The sequence below is a fragment of the Streptomyces parvus genome (genome assembly GCF_014648875.1).
In the GTDB taxonomy this organism is placed as follows: Bacteria; Actinomycetota; Actinomycetes; order Streptomycetales; family Streptomycetaceae; genus Streptomyces; species Streptomyces parvus.
In genome coordinates this window covers 496,983-515,637 of the sequence record NZ_BMRY01000005.1, presented here as the reverse complement: position 1 = coordinate 515,637, position 18,655 = coordinate 496,983, and the positions used below count along the sequence as shown (strand labels likewise).

The following is an 18,655-nucleotide window of genomic DNA, read 5'->3' as shown; positions in this document are numbered from 1 at the left end:
GGGGGTGGACACTTTCTGTCAGGGCCAGTCGACCAGTGCCATGAATGCTACGAAAGTGACCCCCACGGTGGCGGGTGCGGCCAGGGCCAGGCCCACGCGGCGGGCGGCGAAGCGGAGTTGGTGTGGGAGGGCCCAGCTCGCGATCAGCACGGCCAGGGCGACGAGCAGGCCGATCCACAGGACGGTCCACCCGGTCATCCAGCTGTCGTGGAAGCGCTCGGCCACCGCGCCGTTGCAGGAATCGCACTCCATGGGGGAGAGCGCCCCGTAGAGCAGGGCGAGCAGCCCCAGCGGCACGGTGACGACCGAGGAGATCAGCGGGGCGATCCAGGCGCGGGGGTCGGGCGTTTCGTCGGGGGAGAGTGCGGGGGCGGTCCCGGGCCTGTCGTCGCTCATGTTTCCGAGTGAACCGCGTGGGGCCGCCGCCCGCATGAGTACGAGGGCTCAGTCCGCCGCGGTCCTGTCGGCGCGGGCCTCCAGCCAGGCGTGAGCCGTCTTCACCTCGCCTTCCGTGAGGGCCGGGCGCACCTGGTCCGGGTAGCGGGTGACGTAGTGCTCGCGGGCCGCCTTCAGGCCGATCGCGCGGGCCTCGGCGGAGAGGCGTTCGTCGTCCGCCACTTCCTGGGCGCGGTGCCACCAGCTGTGGCTGCGCGGGTCGATCGCGTAGTGCCAGAGCGGCTGGGCGGGGTCGGCCACCCCGATCAGGACGCGGTGCAGGACGTACGCGCGGATGCCCGGCTCGTCGATCAGCTTCTCCGCCACGTGCAGGGGGTGCGTGCCGTCGAGGCGGGCGCGGAGCAGCACCCAGGTCATCAGATGGCCCGTGTCGTGCCCGCCGGAGACGACGAACTCCCACAGCTCGGCGGCCTTCTCCTCGGTGGGGGCGCCGAGGTGGGTGAGCAGCCGGACCGGTTCCTTCCAGAGCGGCTTGGGCTTCGCCCACCAGGCCAGCATCGCTTCGCCGGCCGGATGGCCCAGGTCCTGGGCCAGGCAGGTCAGGGTGACCAGGGGGTGGCGCCACTCGGTGTACGTGGTGCGGTACTGCTTGGTCAGCTCCTTCTTCCAGCGGGGGAGGAGAGCGACGAGGTCCGCTTCGGCGGCTTCGCCGTGGGCGTGGAGCAGTTCGAGGCAGAACGCGATGCCCTGGACTCCGGTGGACGGGTCGGCCAGCCGGTCGCGCAGCCACCGGACGTCGGCGGGCGAGAGGGTGCGGTAGCGGTGGTAGATGTCGCCGAGGCCGCCCTCGTAGCCGGTGAGGTCGGGGCCGGTGCCCGCGAGGAGGTCGTCGCGGGCGGTCTCGTACCGCTCCACGGCGGCCAGGGCATCGGCTGCTTCGGCGGCGTCGGTGAGGCGGCCGGCCGCCTCGCGCACGCGTTCGGCCGTGTCGGCGGCGGCCTTGGCGGCGGCGACCCGCAGCGGGCGCGGCAGGCGGTCGTCGGTGGCGAACCGGATGGTGGCGAGGAGCAGGGGGGAGAACGCGTCGGCGGGGGAGCGGCGGGTGTCGGGCTCGTCGGTGACGGCTTCCCGCAGCGCGCGGAGGAGGCCGGTCTGCGCGGCCTCGGGCGCGGCGTGGGCCGTCAGCTCCTCGGAGAGCGTGGCGGCGGCGCGCACCGGGTCCGGTTCGCGCAGGGCGTGGTGGGCGCGGAACCAGCCGCGCACGGCACCGTCGTCACCGGTCAGCGCCCACGCCCGCAGCAGCTCCAGCGAGCGCGGGGAGGGGTGTTCGGCGAGGGCGTACGCCGCCTCCGCGCCCAGCTCGGCGGCCACCTCCCAGACCTCAGGGTGCTCCTGGCGCAGCAGCGCGGGGAGCACGGAACGCCAGCCGCGCCAGGCCGTGAGCCGTCCGGCGTACGCCTCCCGCCAGGCGGGCAGCAGCCGTGCCGTCTCGTCCGGGGTCAGCGCCCGCCGGTGCTCCAGCGGGGCGGCGAAGCGGACGGCGGCGTCCAGGTCCACGGGGCCCGACAGCCGGTCGTGGAGCCAGCGTTCTTCGGCGGCGGTCAGCGGGTCGTACTCCGTGGAGCGGGCGGTGCGGTGGCGGGGTTCGTCGACGCGGGCGAGGAACTGGCGTACGCCCGCATCGTCTTCGGGGTCGGGCAGCCCGTCGGCGTCCACCGCCGTGACCCGGTCCAGCTGGAAGGCGCCCCGCGGACCGTTGTCGACGATCCGGTAGCCGGGAGGTCCGTCGCCGAGGCCCGCGGCGACCGTGGCGTGGTCGCCGCCCCAGTGCAGGTAGAGCGCGCCGGTCAGGTCGCCGGAGCGGGCGAAGGCGTCGTGGGACTGCCAGTGCCAGTACACGAAGGAGGTGTCGGTGGCGATGCCCCGGGTCGCGAACATCTCCGCCGCGTCCTCGTGCCCGTCGGACTGCGTGTAGCGGCCACGGGTCGGGGGAGGCAGGACGGCGAAGCGGTCGCCGCCGAGCGTGCGCCACCAGGTCTTGATCCGGGAGAGGTCCGACTGCTGCCCGGCCGGACGGTTCGTGTTCAGTCCCACCAGAAGGACCACGCTTCCTGGTTGAGCAAGGCCTTCTCGGCGTAGGCGTCCAGGTCGTACGGCGGGGACTGGTCGATGTTGTCCGGGCAGAACGCGTAGTGCTCGGCGGCCAAAGCGCGGGCCTCCTCGATCGTGGCGGGCGGGCGGCCCACGGAGACGATCATCGTGTCGAAGCCGAGCACCACGACCCGGGCGTCGTAGCGGTCCTCCCAGGAGCGGAGCACCGCGCAGAGCCGGGCCACGTCGTTCTCGTGGTTCATCGGGCCCGACCAGCCGATCGCCGCCGGTATGTCGGCGCTGCGGCGGGCCGGGACGAGGGCGATGCGGGCTCCGCCGAGCCACTCGTCTGCATCGGCGGCGATGACGCCCGCGAGCCCTGCCGCCGCCGTGTCCGGGTCCTCGGGGGCCTCCCGGTCGGGGACGGGCGCGAGGCCGGGCCAGGACGAGCCCGAGCGCGGGGTGTCCTGGTCGCTCCCGTCGGCCGCCGTGCCGTCGCCCAGCTCGTCGTCCGCGTCATCCGCCCAGTACCCCGCGAGGACCTCCTCGGCGTCGTGGTCGCCGGGATACGACGTGCCGTCCGGGCAGAGGTCCCAGTCCTCCGGCCACTGGTCGCGCCGGCCGTCCGTGACCAGCAGCGGCAGCAGCCCCAGCCGCCGCCCGGACTCCCGCAGGTCCGGCCAGTCACGCGGGGTCGCCGGGCCGTCCGCGTACCACAGCAGCGGCTCGTGCCAGGGGCCGTCCAGCGTGGCGTCCACCAGGGAGCCGGGTGGGAGGACCAGGCCCGAGGAGGCCAGGTCGGGCAGAGGATTCGGGAGCGTCGCCATGGTGGGGAGCCTAGGCGGGGGCACTGACAACGAGCCGGGCTGGCGGGCCCCCGCAGCCGGGGCGGCCCGCGGGAGCTCGTCCCGGGCGGAAGGGCGCGGATCGGTTTCCGCCATACCGCCCGCCCGTCGTCGTGGAAGTGGAATAGGCGGTGCCTCGTCCCGTTGAAGTGGCCATGGACAAGACACTGGTGATCGGATCGACCGGCAACCTCGGCAGGGAAGTCGTCGACGGGCTCGTGGCCGCCGGGGCGGCCCCGCGTGCCCTGTCGCGGCGTCAGGGAGTGCCGGACGAGGGCGCGGAGCGGGTGCCGGGAGGCGTCGAGGGCGTCGTCGGCGACCTGCGCGATCCGGCCATGCTGGAAGCGGCTCTGACGGGCGTCCGAAGCGTCTTCCTCGTATGGCCCTTCCTGACGACCGAGCACGCCCCCGCCGTACTGGACGCGATAGGCCGGCATGCCCGCCGTGTCGTCTACGTCTCGTCGTCCGGCGTGGACAGGACGGCTGGACGGCAGACCGACCCGATCCGGCAGTTGCACGCCGACATGGAGGAACTGATCGAGAAGTCCGAGGTGGAGTGGACCGTGCTGCGGGCGGACACGTTCGCCTCCAACGCCCGTGGCTGGGCCGCCCAGATCCGGGCCGGCGACGTCGTGCGCGGCCCGGACTCGGCTGCCACGGCGGTGATCGACGAGCGGGACATCGCGGCGGTCGCGGTCCGCGCGCTGACCGAGGACGGGCACGGCGGTGCCACGTACGTACTGACCGGCCCTCATGTGCTGAGCAGGACGGAGCAGGTCCGGGCCATCGGAGACGCCGTCGGCCGGCCCCTGCGCTTCGAGGCGGTCCCGCCGGACGTCGCGCGGGAGCGCATGCTCGCCGACGGCAGGCCGCCCGCCCTGGTGGACGCCCTTCTGGCCGGCGCGGAGGCCCGCCAGGCCTCCGAACTGATCACCACCACGGTGGAGGACATCACCGGCGCTCCGGCGCGTACGTTCGCGAGGTGGGCCGCCGACCGGGTCGACGTCTTCCGCTGAAGCGCCGGTTTCCGGACGTATCGTCGAGGCTCGTTGCGCGCCGCCCCGGTCACGCTCGACCGGGCCGATCCGGCAGGAGCCGCCGTGAACAGGATCATCACGTCCATCTCGCTCTCCCTCGACGGATTCTTCGAAGGGCCCGACCACGACATCGACTGGCACACCGTTGACGAGGAACTGCACCAGCACTTCAACGACTACTTCCGGACCATGGGCGGCTTCGTCGAGGGGCGCGTCACCTACGAGCTGATGGAGGAGTTCTGGCCGACCGCCGATCAGGACCCGGCCAACGAGGGGCCGATGGCCGAGTTCGCGGGGATCTGGCGGGACATGCCGAAGTACGTCTTCTCCCGGACCCTGGAGAGCGTGGGGCCGGGCGCGACCCTGCTGCACGAGGTCGACCCCGAGCAGGTGCGCGGTCTGCGGGACGCCGCCCCGGGGGATCTGGCGGTCGGCGGGGCGGATCTGCTGGAGTCGTTCCGGCGGGCCGATCTGATCGACGAGTACCGGGTCTACGTCCATCCGCTCATCCTCGGCCGGGGCCGCCCCTTCTTCCGGGACACGGAGGAGCGGCAGCGGCTCCGGCTGCTGGAGACCCGGACCTTCGGCAACGGGGTCGTGATGCTCCGTTACGAGACGGTCCGGGCCTGACCGGCGTGGCGAGGCGGCAGGGCGGTGCTCAGAACATCAGAGCGGTCTCGACGTCCGACTGCCAGTAGGTGACGAAGCCCAGGCTGTCCGTGTAGGTCTCCGCCGGGAGCTTCAGCGTGGCTTCGCCCTTCGCCTTGTTGTTCTTGTCGACCATGATCACGCCGAGGTTCTCGCTCTTCACCGGCTCGTCCTCGCCGGGCTCACCGAGGAGTCCGATGCCCGCGTACGCCTCCTCGCCGGGGGAGAGCGTGACGACGGCCTGCGGCTTGCTGTCGTCGAGGATCGGGTACACCGCCTGCGCGTCGTCGAAGCGGAGGAACGGCGCGTAGTACGCGGCGCAGTCCTTGGAGCCGGTGTTGGTCACCGTGAGCAGCAGGTGGTTGATCGGGCGGCTCACCGAGGAGACCTTGACCCGGGAGTTCTCGGGCGTGCAGGCCGGGATGGAGGCCGCCGCCTCCGCGTTCGGTGCGGCCTCCGGCTTCGTGCCGCGGTTGTCGCCGTTGCCGCCCGCGTGCTTGCCCTGGGTGGGGACGGTCTGCGTCTCGGGTGCGCCGGCCTCCGGCGTGTCCTGCTGTGCCGTGCCGTCGGTGTCCGACGCCGCGGGGGTCGCCGTCTCGGCGGTGCCGGCCGGCTTGGTGCCCATGGCCTTGTCGTCACCGCCGCAGGCGGTGAGCGAGAGGGCGGCCGCGAGGGCGGTGGCGGCGATGGCGGTGGTGCGGATGCGGTTGATGCGCATGGCGGTGGTACTCCCCGTACTCGGTTGATCTGTTGACGTGCCGACCCGGTCGAACGGCCGGGCCGCGGTGCTGCTGTGGTCTGGTCCGAGCTTGTGGGGTGGCGGAATCCGGCCGCAACGCCTGCCGAACCATTGGGGATGCTGGAACGTCTACGCATACGGTGACCTGCGGGGATTCCGCGTCCCTGGAACGCCGTTCCGGGACGCACGAGGAAGGGGAACGCCGTCGTGGCGACGCCGGAGGCCGTGGAGTTCGCGGCTCTGCTCAAGGATCTGAAGGACCGTTCGGGGCGCAGCTACGGAGTGCTCGCGGGGAAGCTGCACGTCAGTACGTCGACCCTCCACCGGTACTGCAACGGGGACGCCGTGCCGAACGAGTTCGCTCCGGTGGAGCGGTTCGCGCGGGTGTGCGGGGCGTCGGGCGACGAGCTGGTGGAGGTGCACCGGCGGTGGATCGTGGCCGACGCGGCCCGGCGGCGGCCTTCGACGGGGGCGGCCACCGCACCTGCTGGTGCGGTGGCCGCCGTTCCTGCCGCGGTGCCTGCCGCCGTTCCTGCCGCTGTTCCTGATGAGGTGCCTGATGGGGTCCCTGAGGCGGTCGAGACGGGTGCGGCAGTCGAGACGGTTGAGGGGGGTGGGGTGTCGGAGCCGCCCGAGGTGTCCGACGCGGCTGAACTGTCCGTCACGTCCGGTGGTGGCGCGGTCCCGGGCTCCCGCTGGTCCCGGCTCTCCCGGCGTACGCGGGTGCTCATCGCCGCCGCCGGAGTCGCCGCGCTCCTCGTGCCCGGGACCGTCGTCGCCGTGGATCTCGTCGGGTCGGGGACGGACGGCGGCGGGAGCGCGGCGGACCGGGTGGAGGACGCGGGCGGGCGCCCTGCCGCCGCGCCGGAGGGCTCCGCCTCGGCCACGCCCCGGCCCTCCGTGAGCCCGAGTTCGGCCCACCCTTCGGCGAGCGCTCCCGGGTCCCCGTCGGGGGCGCCGCCCGGGAAGCCCTCGGCGGGTACGGGCTCCGGGGCCGGGCAGTCCGGGAGCGGGGGCGGCGAAGGCGGTACAGGCCTCGGCGCTCCGCCGGCCGTCAGCATCTCCTCGTACAACTGGGAGGAACCCTGCGGCCAGCACTATCTGGTGAACCGGGGGCCCGACGAGCTCGACCCGCCGCCCGCGCCGCAGGACCGGCGCGGCTGGGCGGAGTCGTACGGCGGGGTCGAGGGCGGGAACACGCGGCTCCAGCTCACCGTGCAGGGGACCTCGCGCGAGGCGGTCGTCCTGAAGGGGATGAACGTCCGCGTGGTGTCCCGTAAAGCACCGCTGCCCTGGTCGGCGTATCTGATGGGCAACGGCTGCGGCAGCGGGATCACGCCGCAGACCTTCGCCTCCAACCTCGACGCCGGGCATCCCACTCTCCGGGCGGTGCCGGGGACGCAGGGGGACATCGAGGTTCCGGCGGTGGACTTCCCGTACAAGGTGTCGTCCGAGGACGTGGAGGTCTTCAACCTGGAGATGAAGGCCGTGAGTTACGACGTCAGCTGGTACCTGGAGCTGGAGTGGAGCAGCGGCGGGAACGAGGGGACGCTGCGGATCGACGACCGCGGCGAGCCGTTCCGGCTGAGCGGGATGAAGGGGCGTCCGGAGTACGTGCACGGCGGCCCCGGCCACGGCTGGGAGCGTGCCGGTCAGCCCTGAGCCCCGGGCCGGCGGAGGAGCCGCGTCGTCACTTCGGCAGGGAGGTGGCCGCGGCGAACGAACCGTTGTGATGGGTCAGGGGCGTGGCGGGTGCGAGGGCCGTGTAGTCCGGTGGTGCCGCGTCCGCCGGTTCGCCGACGATCAGCCAGTGGTCCCCGATGCGCTGCCGCAGCTCCACCCGGGCCACCAGCCAGCCCGCCGCCGGGGTGAAGAGTGGGGGGCCCAGGCGGTGGCGGGTCCAGCCCGGGGCGTCGAAGCGGTCGGGGGCCCAGCGGGTGAACGTCCGGGCCAGGGCCGTGTGCCGGGTGCTGAGGAGGTGTACCGCGAAGTGCTCGGCGCGCAGGACGGCGGGGGCGGCGGAAGACGCGGCGTCCAGGTAGAACGAGACCAGCGCCGGTTCCAGGGACACCGAGGTGAACGAGGACGCGGTGAACCCCGCCGGGCCGGGCACGGTGATCACGGTGACGCCCGCCGCGTGGCCGCGCAGGGTGCGGCGCAGCAGGTCGGAGGCGCGCGTGGTCGGGGTGGTGCTCATGCGGGGGTCTCCCGGGGTGCGGTTGCGGTTGCGGTGGTGGACCGGGCTTCCGTGTGCGCTTCCAGGTGCGGCGGGCCCCAGCGGCGGAGGTCGAACGTGGGGTGCTGGGCGGCCGCGTTGGCGTCGCGCCAGATCCGTTGGAGGGGCGCGTCGTCGTAGATCACGCCCGAACCCGAGGCCTCGTACACCGCGTTGACGACCGCGCGGCAGCGCGTCCCGGCGTGCGCGATGTCCCGGCGCATCCGGGCCCGTTCCTCCCGGCTCCCGCCCGGCGTCGCGGAGTCGGCGAGTGCCTTCAGGTCGGCGAGGAGCAGGGCACGGGCCGCATCGACCGTGGCGGTGAGCGCGGGTACGTCCAGCGCGTCGGGCCCCGAGCCGCGGCCGGCGGACTCCGTGTGGGCGTCCAGGGCGGCCCGTGCCGTGCCGAGGAGGACGCCCGCGAGGGCCACCGTGCCGACGGCGGTGTGCGCCATGCGGTCCGGGCGGCCGTACGGGGAGGTGTTGAGCGGGTCGAGGGCGCTCAGGGGCAGGACACGGTGTTCGGGGACGAGGAGTCCGGGTGCGGCGGGCGTGGTGAAGGAGCGGCTGCCCGTGCCGCGCAGGCCGCTGGTGTGCCAGTCGTCGACGCCCTCGGTCCGCTCCCGGGGGAGGAGCGCGAAGTGCGGTTCCGGGTCGGCTCCCGCCGTGCGCGGCGCGCTCACCCCGGCGAGGATCCAGTCGGCATGGTCGATGCCCGAGCAGAAGCGGCCGCGCATGCCGTGCAGCAGGTAGCCGTCCGCGACGCGTTCGGCGGGCGGGCCACCGAGCCGCAGTTGCAGGGCGATCCGGGTGGAGGGCCCGGCGAAGACCTCCTCGCGGGCCCGGGGGGCCATCTGCGCCACTGCCCAGGCGGTGCCGCCCAGCACCGCGCACACCCAGCCGGCGGACGCGCACCCCCTCGACAACTCCTCGGCGACCAGGACCGCCGTGTCGAAGCCGAGCCCGGTGCCGCCCAGCTCCCGGGGGGTCAGGACGTCGAAGAGGCGTGCTTCGTCCAGCAGCCGGACGGTGGCGTCGGGCAGGGTGCGCAGCCGGTCGGCCTCGGCCGCGTGCTCCCTCAGGCGGGGTGCGAGTGCGCGGGCGGCGGCAACAGGCTCGATGTTAGTAAGGGTAGCCATAGTTAGATTGGATCCGATTTACGTCAGCCGGTCAAGAGGCCGAGAGGACCAGCGGCGATCCACGCCCGTGCCCGACGGCGATCCACGCCCGTACCGGATACTGGGGGCCATGCCGCCGCCCCGCCGTCCCGCCGCGACCGCCACCGTCGAGAAGCGCGTCTTCGACCTGCTCAACGCGGAGATCCTCGGGCTGCGCCTGGGGCCCGGCGAGCACATCGTCACCGAGGCGGTGGCGGAGGCGCTCGGGGTGTCCCGGCTGCCCGTGCGCGAGGCGCTGCGCAGCCTGGCCGGCCGGGGGCTCGTCGAACTGCACGCGCACCGGGGGGCCTTCATTCCCCGGCTCGGGCCGGAGGACCTCGACCGGATCGTCGAGACCGTGGAGGCGCGGGCCCGACTGGAGCCCTGGGCCGCCGAGCTGGCCGCCGAACGGCATGACGCGGACCAACTGGCGGCGCTGGACCGGGCGCTGGAGCAGGGCTTCGACGCGCTGGATCGGCGGGCCCGGCCGGAGATCAACCGGGCGCACCGGGAGTTCCTGCGGACCCTGACCCTGATGTCGGGCCACGCGACGCTGATCGAGGTACTGGAGCCGCTCCAGTACCGGACCATGCTGGCCTTCGTCTCCGTCGTGATGACGGCCGAGCCCGAGGGCTGGGCCTCCCACCGGATCGTCCGCGACGCCGTGGCGGACCGGGACGGGGCCGCCGCGTCGGCCGAGCTGAGCCGCCATCTGGCCGAGGTGCTGGACGCCCTGCGGGTGCCGGGGAACGTGGTGCCCTCCGTCATCGGCCGGGCCGCCGCCGGGGGCAGGGGCGGCCGCCGCCCCGCGAGCCGCCGGTTCAAGGCGCTCCGGCTGGACGAGGGGGACGGAGAAGGCGCGGTGGGCGGAGAAGGAGCCGGGGGCGGGGAAGGAGCCGGGGGCGGGGAAGGCGCGGTGGGCGGAGGGCAGGAGGAGCGGCGCTGATTCCAGACATTCAATGACACGTCAGTCAAGGTTCGTGCATCGGTTCATCGTTGTGGCCGGCCGATAGGCAGTCGTACGCATGTCCGGAACTCGGGAGTACAGTCTGCGAGGTTCTGGCAGCCTCACCGCCGCGCGACGGCAGCGTGCGGCCGCCCCGCCCGCGAGACCACAGGTGATTCATGTCCGCCACTGCAGCCGATGCCTCCGACCGCACGGCCCCGGAGGACCGCACTTGCGAGGAACGGTCCGAGCGACTCAGACGCAGACTGGAGCGGCTGATCGGTATCGCCGCGACCGAGGGGAACTCCCTCGTCCCGCTCCGTAACGGCGACGCCATCTTCGGCGCGATGCTGAAGGCGATCCGTGAGGCGGAGCACACCGTCGATCTGATGACCTTCGTCTACTGGCGGGGTGACATCGCCCTCCAGTTCGCCGAGGCCCTGGCCGACCGCGCCCGCGCCGGGGTCCGGGTGCGGCTCATGCTCGACGGGTTCGGATCGCGGCTCATCGAGAAGGACCAGCTGGCCATGATGGACGAGGCCGGGGTCACCGTCACCTGGTTCCGCAAGCCCCTCTACCTCTCACCGCTCAAGCAGAACCACCGCTGCCACCGCAAGGTCCTCGTCGTCGACGAGCAGACCGCGTTCACCGGTGGCGTCGGTATAGCCGAGGAGTGGTGCGGCGACGCCCGCAACGAGCACGAGTGGCGCGACACCCACGTCCAGCTCACCGGGCCCGCCGTCGACGGACTGGCCGCCGCGTTCGCCCAGAACTGGGCCGAGTGCCACGACGAGCTGTTCGACGAGCGCGACCGGTTCATCAGCGAGGAGCACCACGGCGACTCGGTCGTCCAGGTCGTCCGCGGCTCGGCCTCCTTCGGCTGGCAGGACATGCAGACCCTGATCCGGGTCGTCCTGGAGTCCGCCGAGGAACGCATCCGCCTCACCACCGCCTACTTCGCCCCCGACGCCTACTTCACCGGGCTGCTGTGCGACGCCGCCGCGCGCGGGGTGGAGGTCGAGATCCTGCTGCCGGGGCCGCACACCGACAAGCGGGTCTGCCAGCTCGCCGGGCAGCGCTACTACGAGGACCTGACCGCCTGCGGTGTGAAGATCCACCAGTACCAGCCGACGATGATGCACACCAAGACCCTCACCGTCGACCGGGTCGCCTCGCTCATCGGCTCCACCAACTTCAACCGGCGCTCCCTCGACCACGACGAGGAGGTCATGCTCGCCGTCCTCGACCAGGACTTCACCGCCACCCTCGACGGCCACTTCGAGGAGGACCGCGCCAAGAGCGTGCTGATCGAGCGCGGCCGGTGGAAGCGCCGCGACCTCCTCCAGCGGGCCAAGGAAGCGGCCGTCATGCCCATCCGCCGGTTCCTCTGATCTCGACGACCCGGCCCACGGGGCGTGCGCGCGCCCTGGCCGGGCAGGCGGGGAGGACGACCGTCGTCCGCCATCGCCATGTGAAGGGCAGGCCCATGAGCGCCACCGCCGAGACCTCGCCGGCACCGTCCGCCGCGGTGATCACCGAACCTCTGCCCGACCTCCAGCTCCAGTTGCTCATCCAGCTCCTGGACGAGGAACCGCGCTCCAGCCTGCCCCTCACCCTCACGCACCCCGGCGGCATCCTGCACGGTGACGTCATCGGGCACGAGCAGTGGAAGGCCGAGTGGGCCAGGAGCCTGCGGCAGGTCGAGGGCGAGGGGGCCAACCTGCTCGCCGAGTTCCCCGAGACCGTCGACCAGGGCGTACGGGAACTGCGTGCGGAGGAGGACGAGACGGGGGCGGCCCGGCTGCCCCGCTGGATCCATCTGCGGGACGTCACCCTCGTCTCCGGGGCCGCGGCGCCGGTCTCCCTGCCGCTGTGGCGCGGACGCCTCTCCGACGTGTCGGGATGGGCGCTGGGCCGCCCGCAGTAGCCGGCCGGCCGGCTCCTAGAGTTGCGGCATGACCACAGAGAGCGCCTTAGCCCCCGACTCGTCCGTCACCTTCATCAACGTCTTCGAGATAGCCGCCGACGAACTCGACGCGTTCGTCGGGAAGTGGGAACAGCGGGCCCGCCTCATGCGGGACAAGCCCGGCTTCATCGACTCCCGGATGCACCGGGCCCGCTCCTCGGACTCCCGCTTCCAGCTCGTCAACGTCTCCCACTGGGAGAGCCAGGAGGCGTGGGAGGCCGCGACCGCCGACCCCGACTTCGCCTCCCGGACCCGCGCCGCGCGCGAGGAGACGAAGCAGCCGGTCACCCCGAACCCGGCGGTCTACGACGTCGTCGTGGAGCTCACCGCCCCGTAGGGCCTCCCTGCACGCACGTCGGCCCCGGTACCCGCGGAACAGGTGCCGGGGCCGATCACGTACGTACGGCGGACGCGGTCAGAGCCGCTCGGGCGTCCGGATGCCCAGCAGCGCCATCCCCTGGTGCAGGGTCCGGGCGGTCAGCTCGACCAGGAAGAGCCGGTTCTCGACGACCTCCGGGGCGTTGTCCGGGCTGAGCACCTGGCACTGGTCGTAGAACGTCGTCAGGTGCGACGCCAGCTGGTACAGATACGCGGCCAGCTTGTGCGGCTCGTAGCCCGCGGCCACCTCGGCCAGCACCTCGCCGAACTGGTCCAGGTGCAGGCCGAGCGCCCGCTCCGCCGGGGCCAGCGCCAGCTCCGGGTGGGCGGCCGGAACCGCGTCCCCGGCCTTGCGCAGGATCGACTGGATCCGCGCGTACGCGTACTGGAGGTAGACCGACGTGTCGCCGTTCAGCGACACCATCTGGTCCAGGTCGAACTTGTAGTCCCGCACGGCGGAGGTCGACAGGTCCGCGTACTTCACGGCGCCGATGCCGACGTACCGGCCGTTCCCGACGATCTCCTCCTCGGACAGGCCCACCTTCCCGGCCTTCTCCCGGACGACCGCGGTGGCCCGGGCGACCGCCTCGTCGAGGAGGTCCTCCAGCCGGACCGTCGTACCCTCACGGGTCTTGAACGGCTTGCCGTCCTTGCCGAGGACCGTGCCGAAGGCGAGCTGCACGGCCTTGACGCCGTCGCCCAGCCAGCCGGCCCGCCGGGCCGTCTCGAAGACCATCTTGAAGTGCAGCGACTGCCGGGCGTCCACCACGTACAGCAGGGTGTCGGCCTTGAGGTCCTGGACCCGGTTCCGGATCGCGGAGAGGTCCGTCGCCGCGTAGCCGTAGCCGCCGTTCGTCTTCTTCACGATGAGCGGGACCTTGTTGCCGTCCGGGCCCTTCACATCGTCGAAGAACACGCACAGCGCACCCTCGGAGCGGACGGCGACACCCGTCTCCTCCAGGATCCGGCAGGTCTCCTCCAGCATGTCGTTGTAGCCGGACTCGCCGACGATGTCGGGGTCGCGGACCTCCATGTCGAGCTTGTCGAAGACCGAGTGGAAGTAGATCTTCGACTCGTCGACGAAGCCCTGCCACAGCTCCAGCGTCTCCGCGTCACCGGCCTGGAGCGCCACCACCCGGTCCCGGGACCGGGCCTTGAACTCCTCGTCCGAGTCGAACAGGGCCCGGGACGCCTTGTAGACCCGGTTCAGCGTCGACATCGCCGCCTCGCCGTCGCTCGCGCCGCCCTCGTGCTTCAGGGCGCCCGGGTGCTCGATCAGATACTGGATGAGCATGCCGAACTGGGTGCCCCAGTCGCCGATGTGGTGCCGCCGGACGACGTCCTCGCCGGTGAACTCCAGGATCCGGACCATCGCGTCGCCGATGACCGCCGACCGCAGGTGGCCGACGTGCATCTCCTTGGCCACGTTGGGCTGGGCGTAGTCGATGACCGTCTTCCCGGCGCCCGCGGCCACCGGCACGCCGAGGCGGCCCTCGGTGTCGGCGGCCCGGGCGGCCAGCGTCTCGACGATCGCCCGGTCCGCGAGGGTGATGTTGAGGAAGCCGGGTCCTGAGACCTCGATGTCCTTGATCAGCTCGCCCGCCGGAAGGGCGGCGGTGACCTGGCCGGCCAGCTCCCGGGGGTTGCCCTTGAGCTTCTTGGCGAGCGCCAGGATGCCGTTGGCCTGGAAGTCGGCCCGGTCGCTTCGGCGCAGCAGCGGGTCCGCGGTGCCGGCATCCGGCAGGGCTGCCGTCAGGGCGTCCGCCAGCTGCTGCTGGAGCGTGGAAGCGAGGGAAGGGACCGAGGCCATGTCTGGCTGCCGTTTCCGTAGGGGTACAAGGGATCGGTCCAGTATCCCACGGGGCGTAAAGCCGTTTTCGCGCTGCGGGGGGTAGCTGGGAGAATGGTCGGTAACCCACTGGGACCGACAGAACGAGAGAAGGACGTGCCGACCGTGGCCGAGAGTCAGACCAGCACCGAGACCGACTGGGTCTCCCGCTTCGCGGACGATGTCATCGCCGAATCGGAGCGTCGTGCGCCTGGCAAACCGGTCGTCGTCGCCTCCGGTCTGTCCCCGTCGGGCCCGATCCACCTCGGCAACCTCCGCGAGGTCATGACCCCGCACCTGGTCGCCGACGAGATCCGCCGCCGCGGGTACACCGTGCGCCACCTGATCTCCTGGGACGACTACGACCGCTACCGCAAGGTCCCGAACGGCGTCCCGGGCGTCGACGCGTCCTGGGCCGAGCACATCGGCAAGCCGCTGACCTCGGTGCCCGCCCCGGCCGGCTCGGCGTACCCGAACTGGGCCGAGCACTTCAAGGCCGCCATGACGGCGGCCCTGGACGAGCTCGGCGTCGAGTACGACGGAATCAGCCAGACGGAGCAGTACACCGCCGGGACCTACCGCGAGCAGATCCTGCACGCGATGAAGCACCGCGCCGACATCGACGCCGTCCTCGACCGCTACCGGACCAAGAAGGACCCGGCCGCGGCCCAGGGCAAGGGCGGCAGGAAGCCGCAGCAGCAGAAGAAGGTCGACGAGGCCGAGCTGGAGGCCGCCGAGGGCTCCGGCGCCGCCGACGAGGACGACGGCAGCGGCAACAGCGCCGGCTACTTCCCGTACAAGCCCTACTGCGGCAACTGCGAGAAGGACCTCACCGTCGTCACCTCCTACGACGACGACACCACCGAGCTGAACTACACCTGCTCGGCCTGCGGCTTCGCCGAGACGGTTCGCCTCAGCGAGTTCAACCGCGGCAAGCTGGTCTGGAAGGTCGACTGGCCGATGCGCTGGGCCTACGAGGGCGTGATCTTCGAGCCCAGCGGCGTCGACCACTCCTCGCCCGGCTCCTCCTTCGTCGTCGGCGGGCAGATCGTCCGCGAGGTCTTCGACGGCGTGCAGCCCATCGGGCCCATGTACGCCTTCGTCGGCATCTCCGGCATGGCCAAGATGTCCAGCAGCAAGGGCGGGGTGCCCACCCCGGCCGACGCGCTGAAGATCATGGAGGCGCCGCTGCTGCGCTGGCTCTACGCCCGCCGCAAGCCCAACCAGTCGTTCAAGATCGCCTTCGACCAGGAGATCCAGCGGCTGTACGACGAGTGGGACTCGCTGGGCCGCAAGGTCGCCGACGGCACCGTGCTGCCCGCCGACGCCGCCGCGTACTCCCGGGCCGTCCGCACGGCCGCCGGGGAGCTTCCGAGCACCCCGCGCCCCCTGCCGTACCGGACGCTCGCCTCGGTCGCCGACATCACCGCCGGCGCCGAGGACCAGACGCTGCGCATCCTCAGCGAGCTGGACCCGGAGAACCCGCTGACCTCGCTGGACGAGGCGCGCCCGCGCCTCGACCGCGCCGAGAACTGGATCACCACCCAGGTCCCGGCCGAGGCCCGCACCATCGTCCGGGACGAGCCCGACAAGGAGCTCCTCGGCTCGCTCGACGACCGGGGCCGCGAGTCCCTGCGCCTCCTCCTGGAGGGCCTGGACACCCACTGGTCGCTGGACGGGCTCACCACGCTCGTCTACGGCGTGCCGAAGGTGCTGGCGGGCCTGGAGCCGGACGCCAAGCCGACGCCCGAGCTGAAGGCCGCGCAGCGGTCCTTCTTCGCGCTGCTCTACCGCCTCCTCGTCAGCCGCGACACGGGCCCGCGCCTGCCCACGCTGCTGCTCGCGGTGGGGGCGGACCGGGTGCGCAGGCTGCTGGGCGCGTAACACCCGTACACACGGCGAAGGGCCGCCGCCCGGGAAGGATTCCCGGGCGGCGGCCCTTTCGTCGTGTGTACGGGGCCGGGTCAGGCAGGCTGCTCGGCGGTCGGCCGCTGCGCGTAGGCCTCCCTGAACTGCGACATCAGCTGCTGGAGCAGCTCCGTCGAGCGCGGGTGACGGACGTTGCGCGTGTCGGCGAGGTGGATGTCCAGGACCTCCACGGACGGGTACTGCCCCTGCGCGTCCGTGTACTCGCTGAACACCTCGTACGCCTCCCGGGCGAAGTCGGTGTCCTCCATGGGCCACTGCTCCACCTGCGGGGCCTCCTCGGGGTCGGGGACCTCGGGCGGCTCGGGGGCCTGCTCCTCCTGGCGGGGGTGCGGGACCGCGCCGATCGTGCCGACGTCACCGAGCGGCCGGGTGCGGCCGGGGCCCGCGGGGATCTGGACCGGGCCGGGCTCCGGGCCGTCGACGTACTGCGGGTCGTACGCGCTCTCGTGGCCGTTGTCCGGCAGCTTCTGGGCGGCGAACCAGGGGCTGTCGTGGGTGGGCGGGACGGGCGGGTCCTGCCTCTGGAGCGACAGGGGCTGTTGTTGCTGGTGGGGTTGGGGCTGCTGTTGCTGGGGGTGGGGATGGGCATGTTCCGGCCGGGCCTCCTGCTGCCCGTGCTCGGCGCTGGGCTGCGGTCCGTACGGCAGCTCGGCGTGGACCGGCTCGGCGGCCCGGTCCGGACCGGCGGGGCTCAGCTCGGCCTTCGGGCGGTCGGCCTCGACGGGCACCGGAGGCAGCAGGGCCGGTTCGATGCCGGCGGCGGCCAGGCCGGCCGGGGCGGTCTCGGCGAGCGGGACACCGTACTTCGCCAGGCGCAGCGGCATCATCGACTCGACCGGAGCCTTGCGCCGCCAGTTGCGGCCGAAGCGCGCCTGGAGGCGGGCCTGGTAGATCAGCCGGTCCTGTTCGAGCTTGATCACCTGCTCGTAGCTGCGCAGCTCCCACAGCTTCATCCGCCGCCACAGCTTGAACGTGGGGACCGGCGAGAGCAGCCAGCGGGTGAGGCGGACGCCCTCCATGTGCTTGTCGGCCGTGATGTCCGCGATCCGGCCCACCGCGTGCCGGGCGGCCTCGACGGAGACGACGAACAGCACCGGGATCACCGCGTGCATCGCGGTGCCCAGCGGATCGGGCCAGGAGGCGGCGCCGTTGAACGCGATCGTCGCCGCCGTCAGCAGCCACGCCGTCTGGCGCAGCATCGGGAACGGGATCCGCATCCAGGTCAGCAGGAGGTCCAGGGCGAGCAGGACGCAGATGCCCGCGTCGATGCCGATCGGGAAGACCAGGGAGAACGTCCCGAAGCCCTTCTCCTCCGCGAGCTCGCGCACGGCGGCGTAGGAGCCCGCGAACCCGATCGCGGCGATGACCACCGCACCCGCGACGACGACCCCGATGAGTATGCGGTGCGTGCGTGTCAGCTGCATCGCGGCCACCAGCGATCCCCTCCCCGACCTCTGTTACCCGAACCCGACGTGTGCGCCCGGCTCTGTTCTTCGGCCAGGCTGCAGACGCCCGGCGATGGCACAGCCTGGCACATGTGTACGAGTTTCGTTGCGCGGGGAGGAGCGCGGGAGGCTCCGGGCGATCGCCATGGCGGCGACTTGCCGGGGTTTCTGACGGGATTTCCGCCCGGGGTTCAGGCCGGCCGCCGACGGTCCCGGCCCCCGGGGACGGGCCTTCTGACGGCCGGGCTTCCGGTGGGCCGGGCCTACTGGTCCGGGGCCGGCTCGTCCTCCGTGGCCGGTTCGCTCTCCGCGAGGGGAAGCGGCGTGGTCGGCGGCACGGTGAACAGCCGCGAGTAGCTGTCGTAGCCGCCCGTCTCGCCGATCATCTCCCGCCCGGCCTCGACCCAGGCGTGGGCGGCGAACGGCGGTGCCGTGCGCACCCCCACGCACCAGGTCGGCCAGGCCCCCCGGAACCGGCACAGCAGCGCCGTCGCCAGAGAACGGGGCAGACAGGCGCGCAGCCCGTGCAGCCCGAGGCTGGAGGCGAGTACGGAGTCCCGCGCGGTCGTGATCTCGGCGGCATCGGCGGCCTTCGCCCCCTTGCTCAGCCGGACCAGCACGCGGCGCACCACGTACGGCTTGAAGAGCGCCAGGATCCGGGCGAGGCAGATGGCGAGCCTGGTCTGGAGGCGGAGCTTCCAGGAGCGCGGCCGGTGGTCACGGTTGAGCGCGACGGTGACGCTCACTTCTCCACCACCCCGGCCGAGCGCATGGCTTCGATCAGCGCGTGCACATCGGTGGTGGCCCGCTCGGTCTCCACGTCGAAGCGATCGGTGACCCGCCGTATCGCCTCGTCGGGACCCTCGCCGTCCAGCAACGTCCGGACGATCACCGCGCCGGGCGGGTTGAGCTGCCAGTACTGCCCGCTCTTGGTGTCCAGCAGCACGGCGCCGTAGTCGGTGTCGGTGACGACCAGATGCTTGCGGTTACGCAGTTTCATGCCTGGCTCATCCTTGTCTGTGGGGTGGGTGCCGT

General features: G+C 72.5%; 18 protein-coding genes. 8 read left to right on the top strand and 10 right to left on the bottom strand.

The window, feature by feature from the left end:
• Positions 1-18: 18 nt before the first annotated feature.
• Genes IE140_RS19155 through IE140_RS19145 form a run of 3 tightly spaced genes read right to left on the bottom strand, consistent with a single transcriptional unit; the run spans position 19 to position 3,314 of the window.
• Positions 19-396, bottom strand: coding sequence for a hypothetical protein (locus tag IE140_RS19155; protein ID WP_150196751.1), 378 nt, complete (start codon positions 394-396; stop codon positions 19-21).
• Positions 397-444: 48 nt separating this feature from the next.
• Positions 445-2,502, bottom strand: a complete 2,058-nt coding sequence (locus IE140_RS19150) for a hypothetical protein (RefSeq protein WP_150196750.1) — start codon at positions 2,500-2,502, stop codon at positions 445-447.
• Positions 2,481-3,314: a DUF4253 domain-containing protein gene (locus tag IE140_RS19145; protein ID WP_150196749.1), complete on the bottom strand. Its 834-nt coding sequence runs from the start codon at positions 3,312-3,314 to the stop codon at positions 2,481-2,483. The genes IE140_RS19150 and IE140_RS19145 overlap by 22 nt, the downstream gene beginning before the upstream one ends.
• A 173-nt stretch (positions 3,315-3,487) precedes the next feature.
• Here IE140_RS19145 and IE140_RS19140 point away from each other — a divergent pair, with 173 nt between their 5' ends.
• Together IE140_RS19140 and IE140_RS19135 are read left to right on the top strand one after the other, a co-directional pair.
• Positions 3,488-4,348, top strand: a complete 861-nt coding sequence (locus IE140_RS19140) for an NAD(P)H-binding protein (protein ID WP_189460560.1) — start codon at positions 3,488-3,490, stop codon at positions 4,346-4,348.
• A gap of 84 nt (positions 4,349-4,432) precedes the next feature.
• Positions 4,433-4,999 carry a dihydrofolate reductase family protein gene (locus IE140_RS19135; protein WP_150196748.1) on the top strand — a complete coding sequence of 189 codons (567 nt, stop codon included), beginning with the start codon at positions 4,433-4,435 and terminating at the stop codon, positions 4,997-4,999.
• Between the two features lie 28 nt (positions 5,000-5,027).
• Here the strand turns inward: IE140_RS19135 and IE140_RS19130 are convergent, their stop codons facing one another.
• A complete protein-coding gene (locus tag IE140_RS19130) occupies positions 5,028-5,735 on the bottom strand; it encodes a DUF4232 domain-containing protein (protein WP_150196747.1) in 708 nt (235 codons plus the stop codon).
• A gap of 228 nt (positions 5,736-5,963) precedes the next feature.
• On the opposite strand from IE140_RS19130, the gene IE140_RS19125 reads away from it, so the two are divergent.
• The gene (locus IE140_RS19125; protein WP_150196746.1) at positions 5,964-7,418 is read left to right on the top strand and encodes a helix-turn-helix domain-containing protein; all 1,455 of its coding nucleotides are present in this window, start codon (positions 5,964-5,966) and stop codon (positions 7,416-7,418) included.
• 28 nt (positions 7,419-7,446) lie between these two features.
• Here the strand turns inward: IE140_RS19125 and IE140_RS19120 are convergent, their stop codons facing one another.
• Positions 7,447-7,953 carry a flavin reductase family protein gene (locus IE140_RS19120; RefSeq protein WP_150196745.1) on the bottom strand — a complete coding sequence of 169 codons (507 nt, stop codon included), beginning with the start codon at positions 7,951-7,953 and terminating at the stop codon, positions 7,447-7,449.
• The gene (locus IE140_RS19115) at positions 7,950-9,110 is read right to left on the bottom strand and encodes an acyl-CoA dehydrogenase family protein (RefSeq protein WP_150196744.1); all 1,161 of its coding nucleotides are present in this window, start codon (positions 9,108-9,110) and stop codon (positions 7,950-7,952) included. Before IE140_RS19115 ends, IE140_RS19120 begins: the two co-directional genes overlap by 4 nt.
• A gap of 109 nt (positions 9,111-9,219) precedes the next feature.
• On the opposite strand from IE140_RS19115, the gene IE140_RS19110 reads away from it, so the two are divergent.
• From IE140_RS19110 to IE140_RS19095, 4 genes are all read left to right on the top strand, one after another.
• Entirely contained in the window at positions 9,220-10,074 is an 855-nt protein-coding gene (locus tag IE140_RS19110; RefSeq protein WP_093438981.1) for a GntR family transcriptional regulator, read from the top strand.
• Between the two features lie 179 nt (positions 10,075-10,253).
• Positions 10,254-11,465 carry a phospholipase D-like domain-containing protein gene (locus IE140_RS19105; RefSeq protein WP_093438984.1) on the top strand — a complete coding sequence of 404 codons (1,212 nt, stop codon included), beginning with the start codon at positions 10,254-10,256 and terminating at the stop codon, positions 11,463-11,465.
• Between the two features lie 95 nt (positions 11,466-11,560).
• Positions 11,561-12,001, top strand: a complete 441-nt coding sequence (locus tag IE140_RS19100; protein WP_032766635.1) for a GvpU-like protein — start codon at positions 11,561-11,563, stop codon at positions 11,999-12,001.
• A gap of 28 nt (positions 12,002-12,029) precedes the next feature.
• Entirely contained in the window at positions 12,030-12,377 is a 348-nt protein-coding gene (locus IE140_RS19095; protein ID WP_088576849.1) for an antibiotic biosynthesis monooxygenase family protein, read from the top strand.
• A 78-nt stretch (positions 12,378-12,455) separates the two neighbouring features.
• On the opposite strand, the gene argS is transcribed toward IE140_RS19095, so the two are convergent.
• Positions 12,456-14,228, bottom strand: coding sequence for an arginine--tRNA ligase (gene argS, locus IE140_RS19090; protein WP_150193658.1), 1,773 nt, complete (start codon positions 14,226-14,228; stop codon positions 12,456-12,458).
• 135 nt (positions 14,229-14,363) lie between these two features.
• Between argS and lysS the strand changes: the two genes are divergently transcribed.
• Complete coding sequence (gene lysS, locus IE140_RS19085) at positions 14,364-16,130, top strand: lysine--tRNA ligase (RefSeq protein ID WP_150193657.1); 1,767 nt, start codon at positions 14,364-14,366, stop codon at positions 16,128-16,130.
• Positions 16,131-16,210: 80 nt separating this feature from the next.
• Here the strand turns inward: lysS and IE140_RS19080 are convergent, their stop codons facing one another.
• The 3 genes from IE140_RS19080 to IE140_RS19070 form a co-directional block, all read right to left on the bottom strand.
• Positions 16,211-17,608: a DUF2637 domain-containing protein gene (locus IE140_RS19080; protein WP_189460558.1), complete on the bottom strand. Its 1,398-nt coding sequence runs from the start codon at positions 17,606-17,608 to the stop codon at positions 16,211-16,213.
• A 275-nt stretch (positions 17,609-17,883) separates the two neighbouring features.
• Entirely contained in the window at positions 17,884-18,366 is a 483-nt protein-coding gene (locus IE140_RS19075) for a lasso peptide biosynthesis B2 protein (RefSeq protein ID WP_150198119.1), read from the bottom strand.
• Complete coding sequence (locus tag IE140_RS19070) at positions 18,363-18,620, bottom strand: lasso peptide biosynthesis PqqD family chaperone (RefSeq protein WP_065486978.1); 258 nt, start codon at positions 18,618-18,620, stop codon at positions 18,363-18,365. Before IE140_RS19070 ends, IE140_RS19075 begins: the two co-directional genes overlap by 4 nt.
• Between the last annotated feature and the right edge of the window lie 35 nt (positions 18,621-18,655).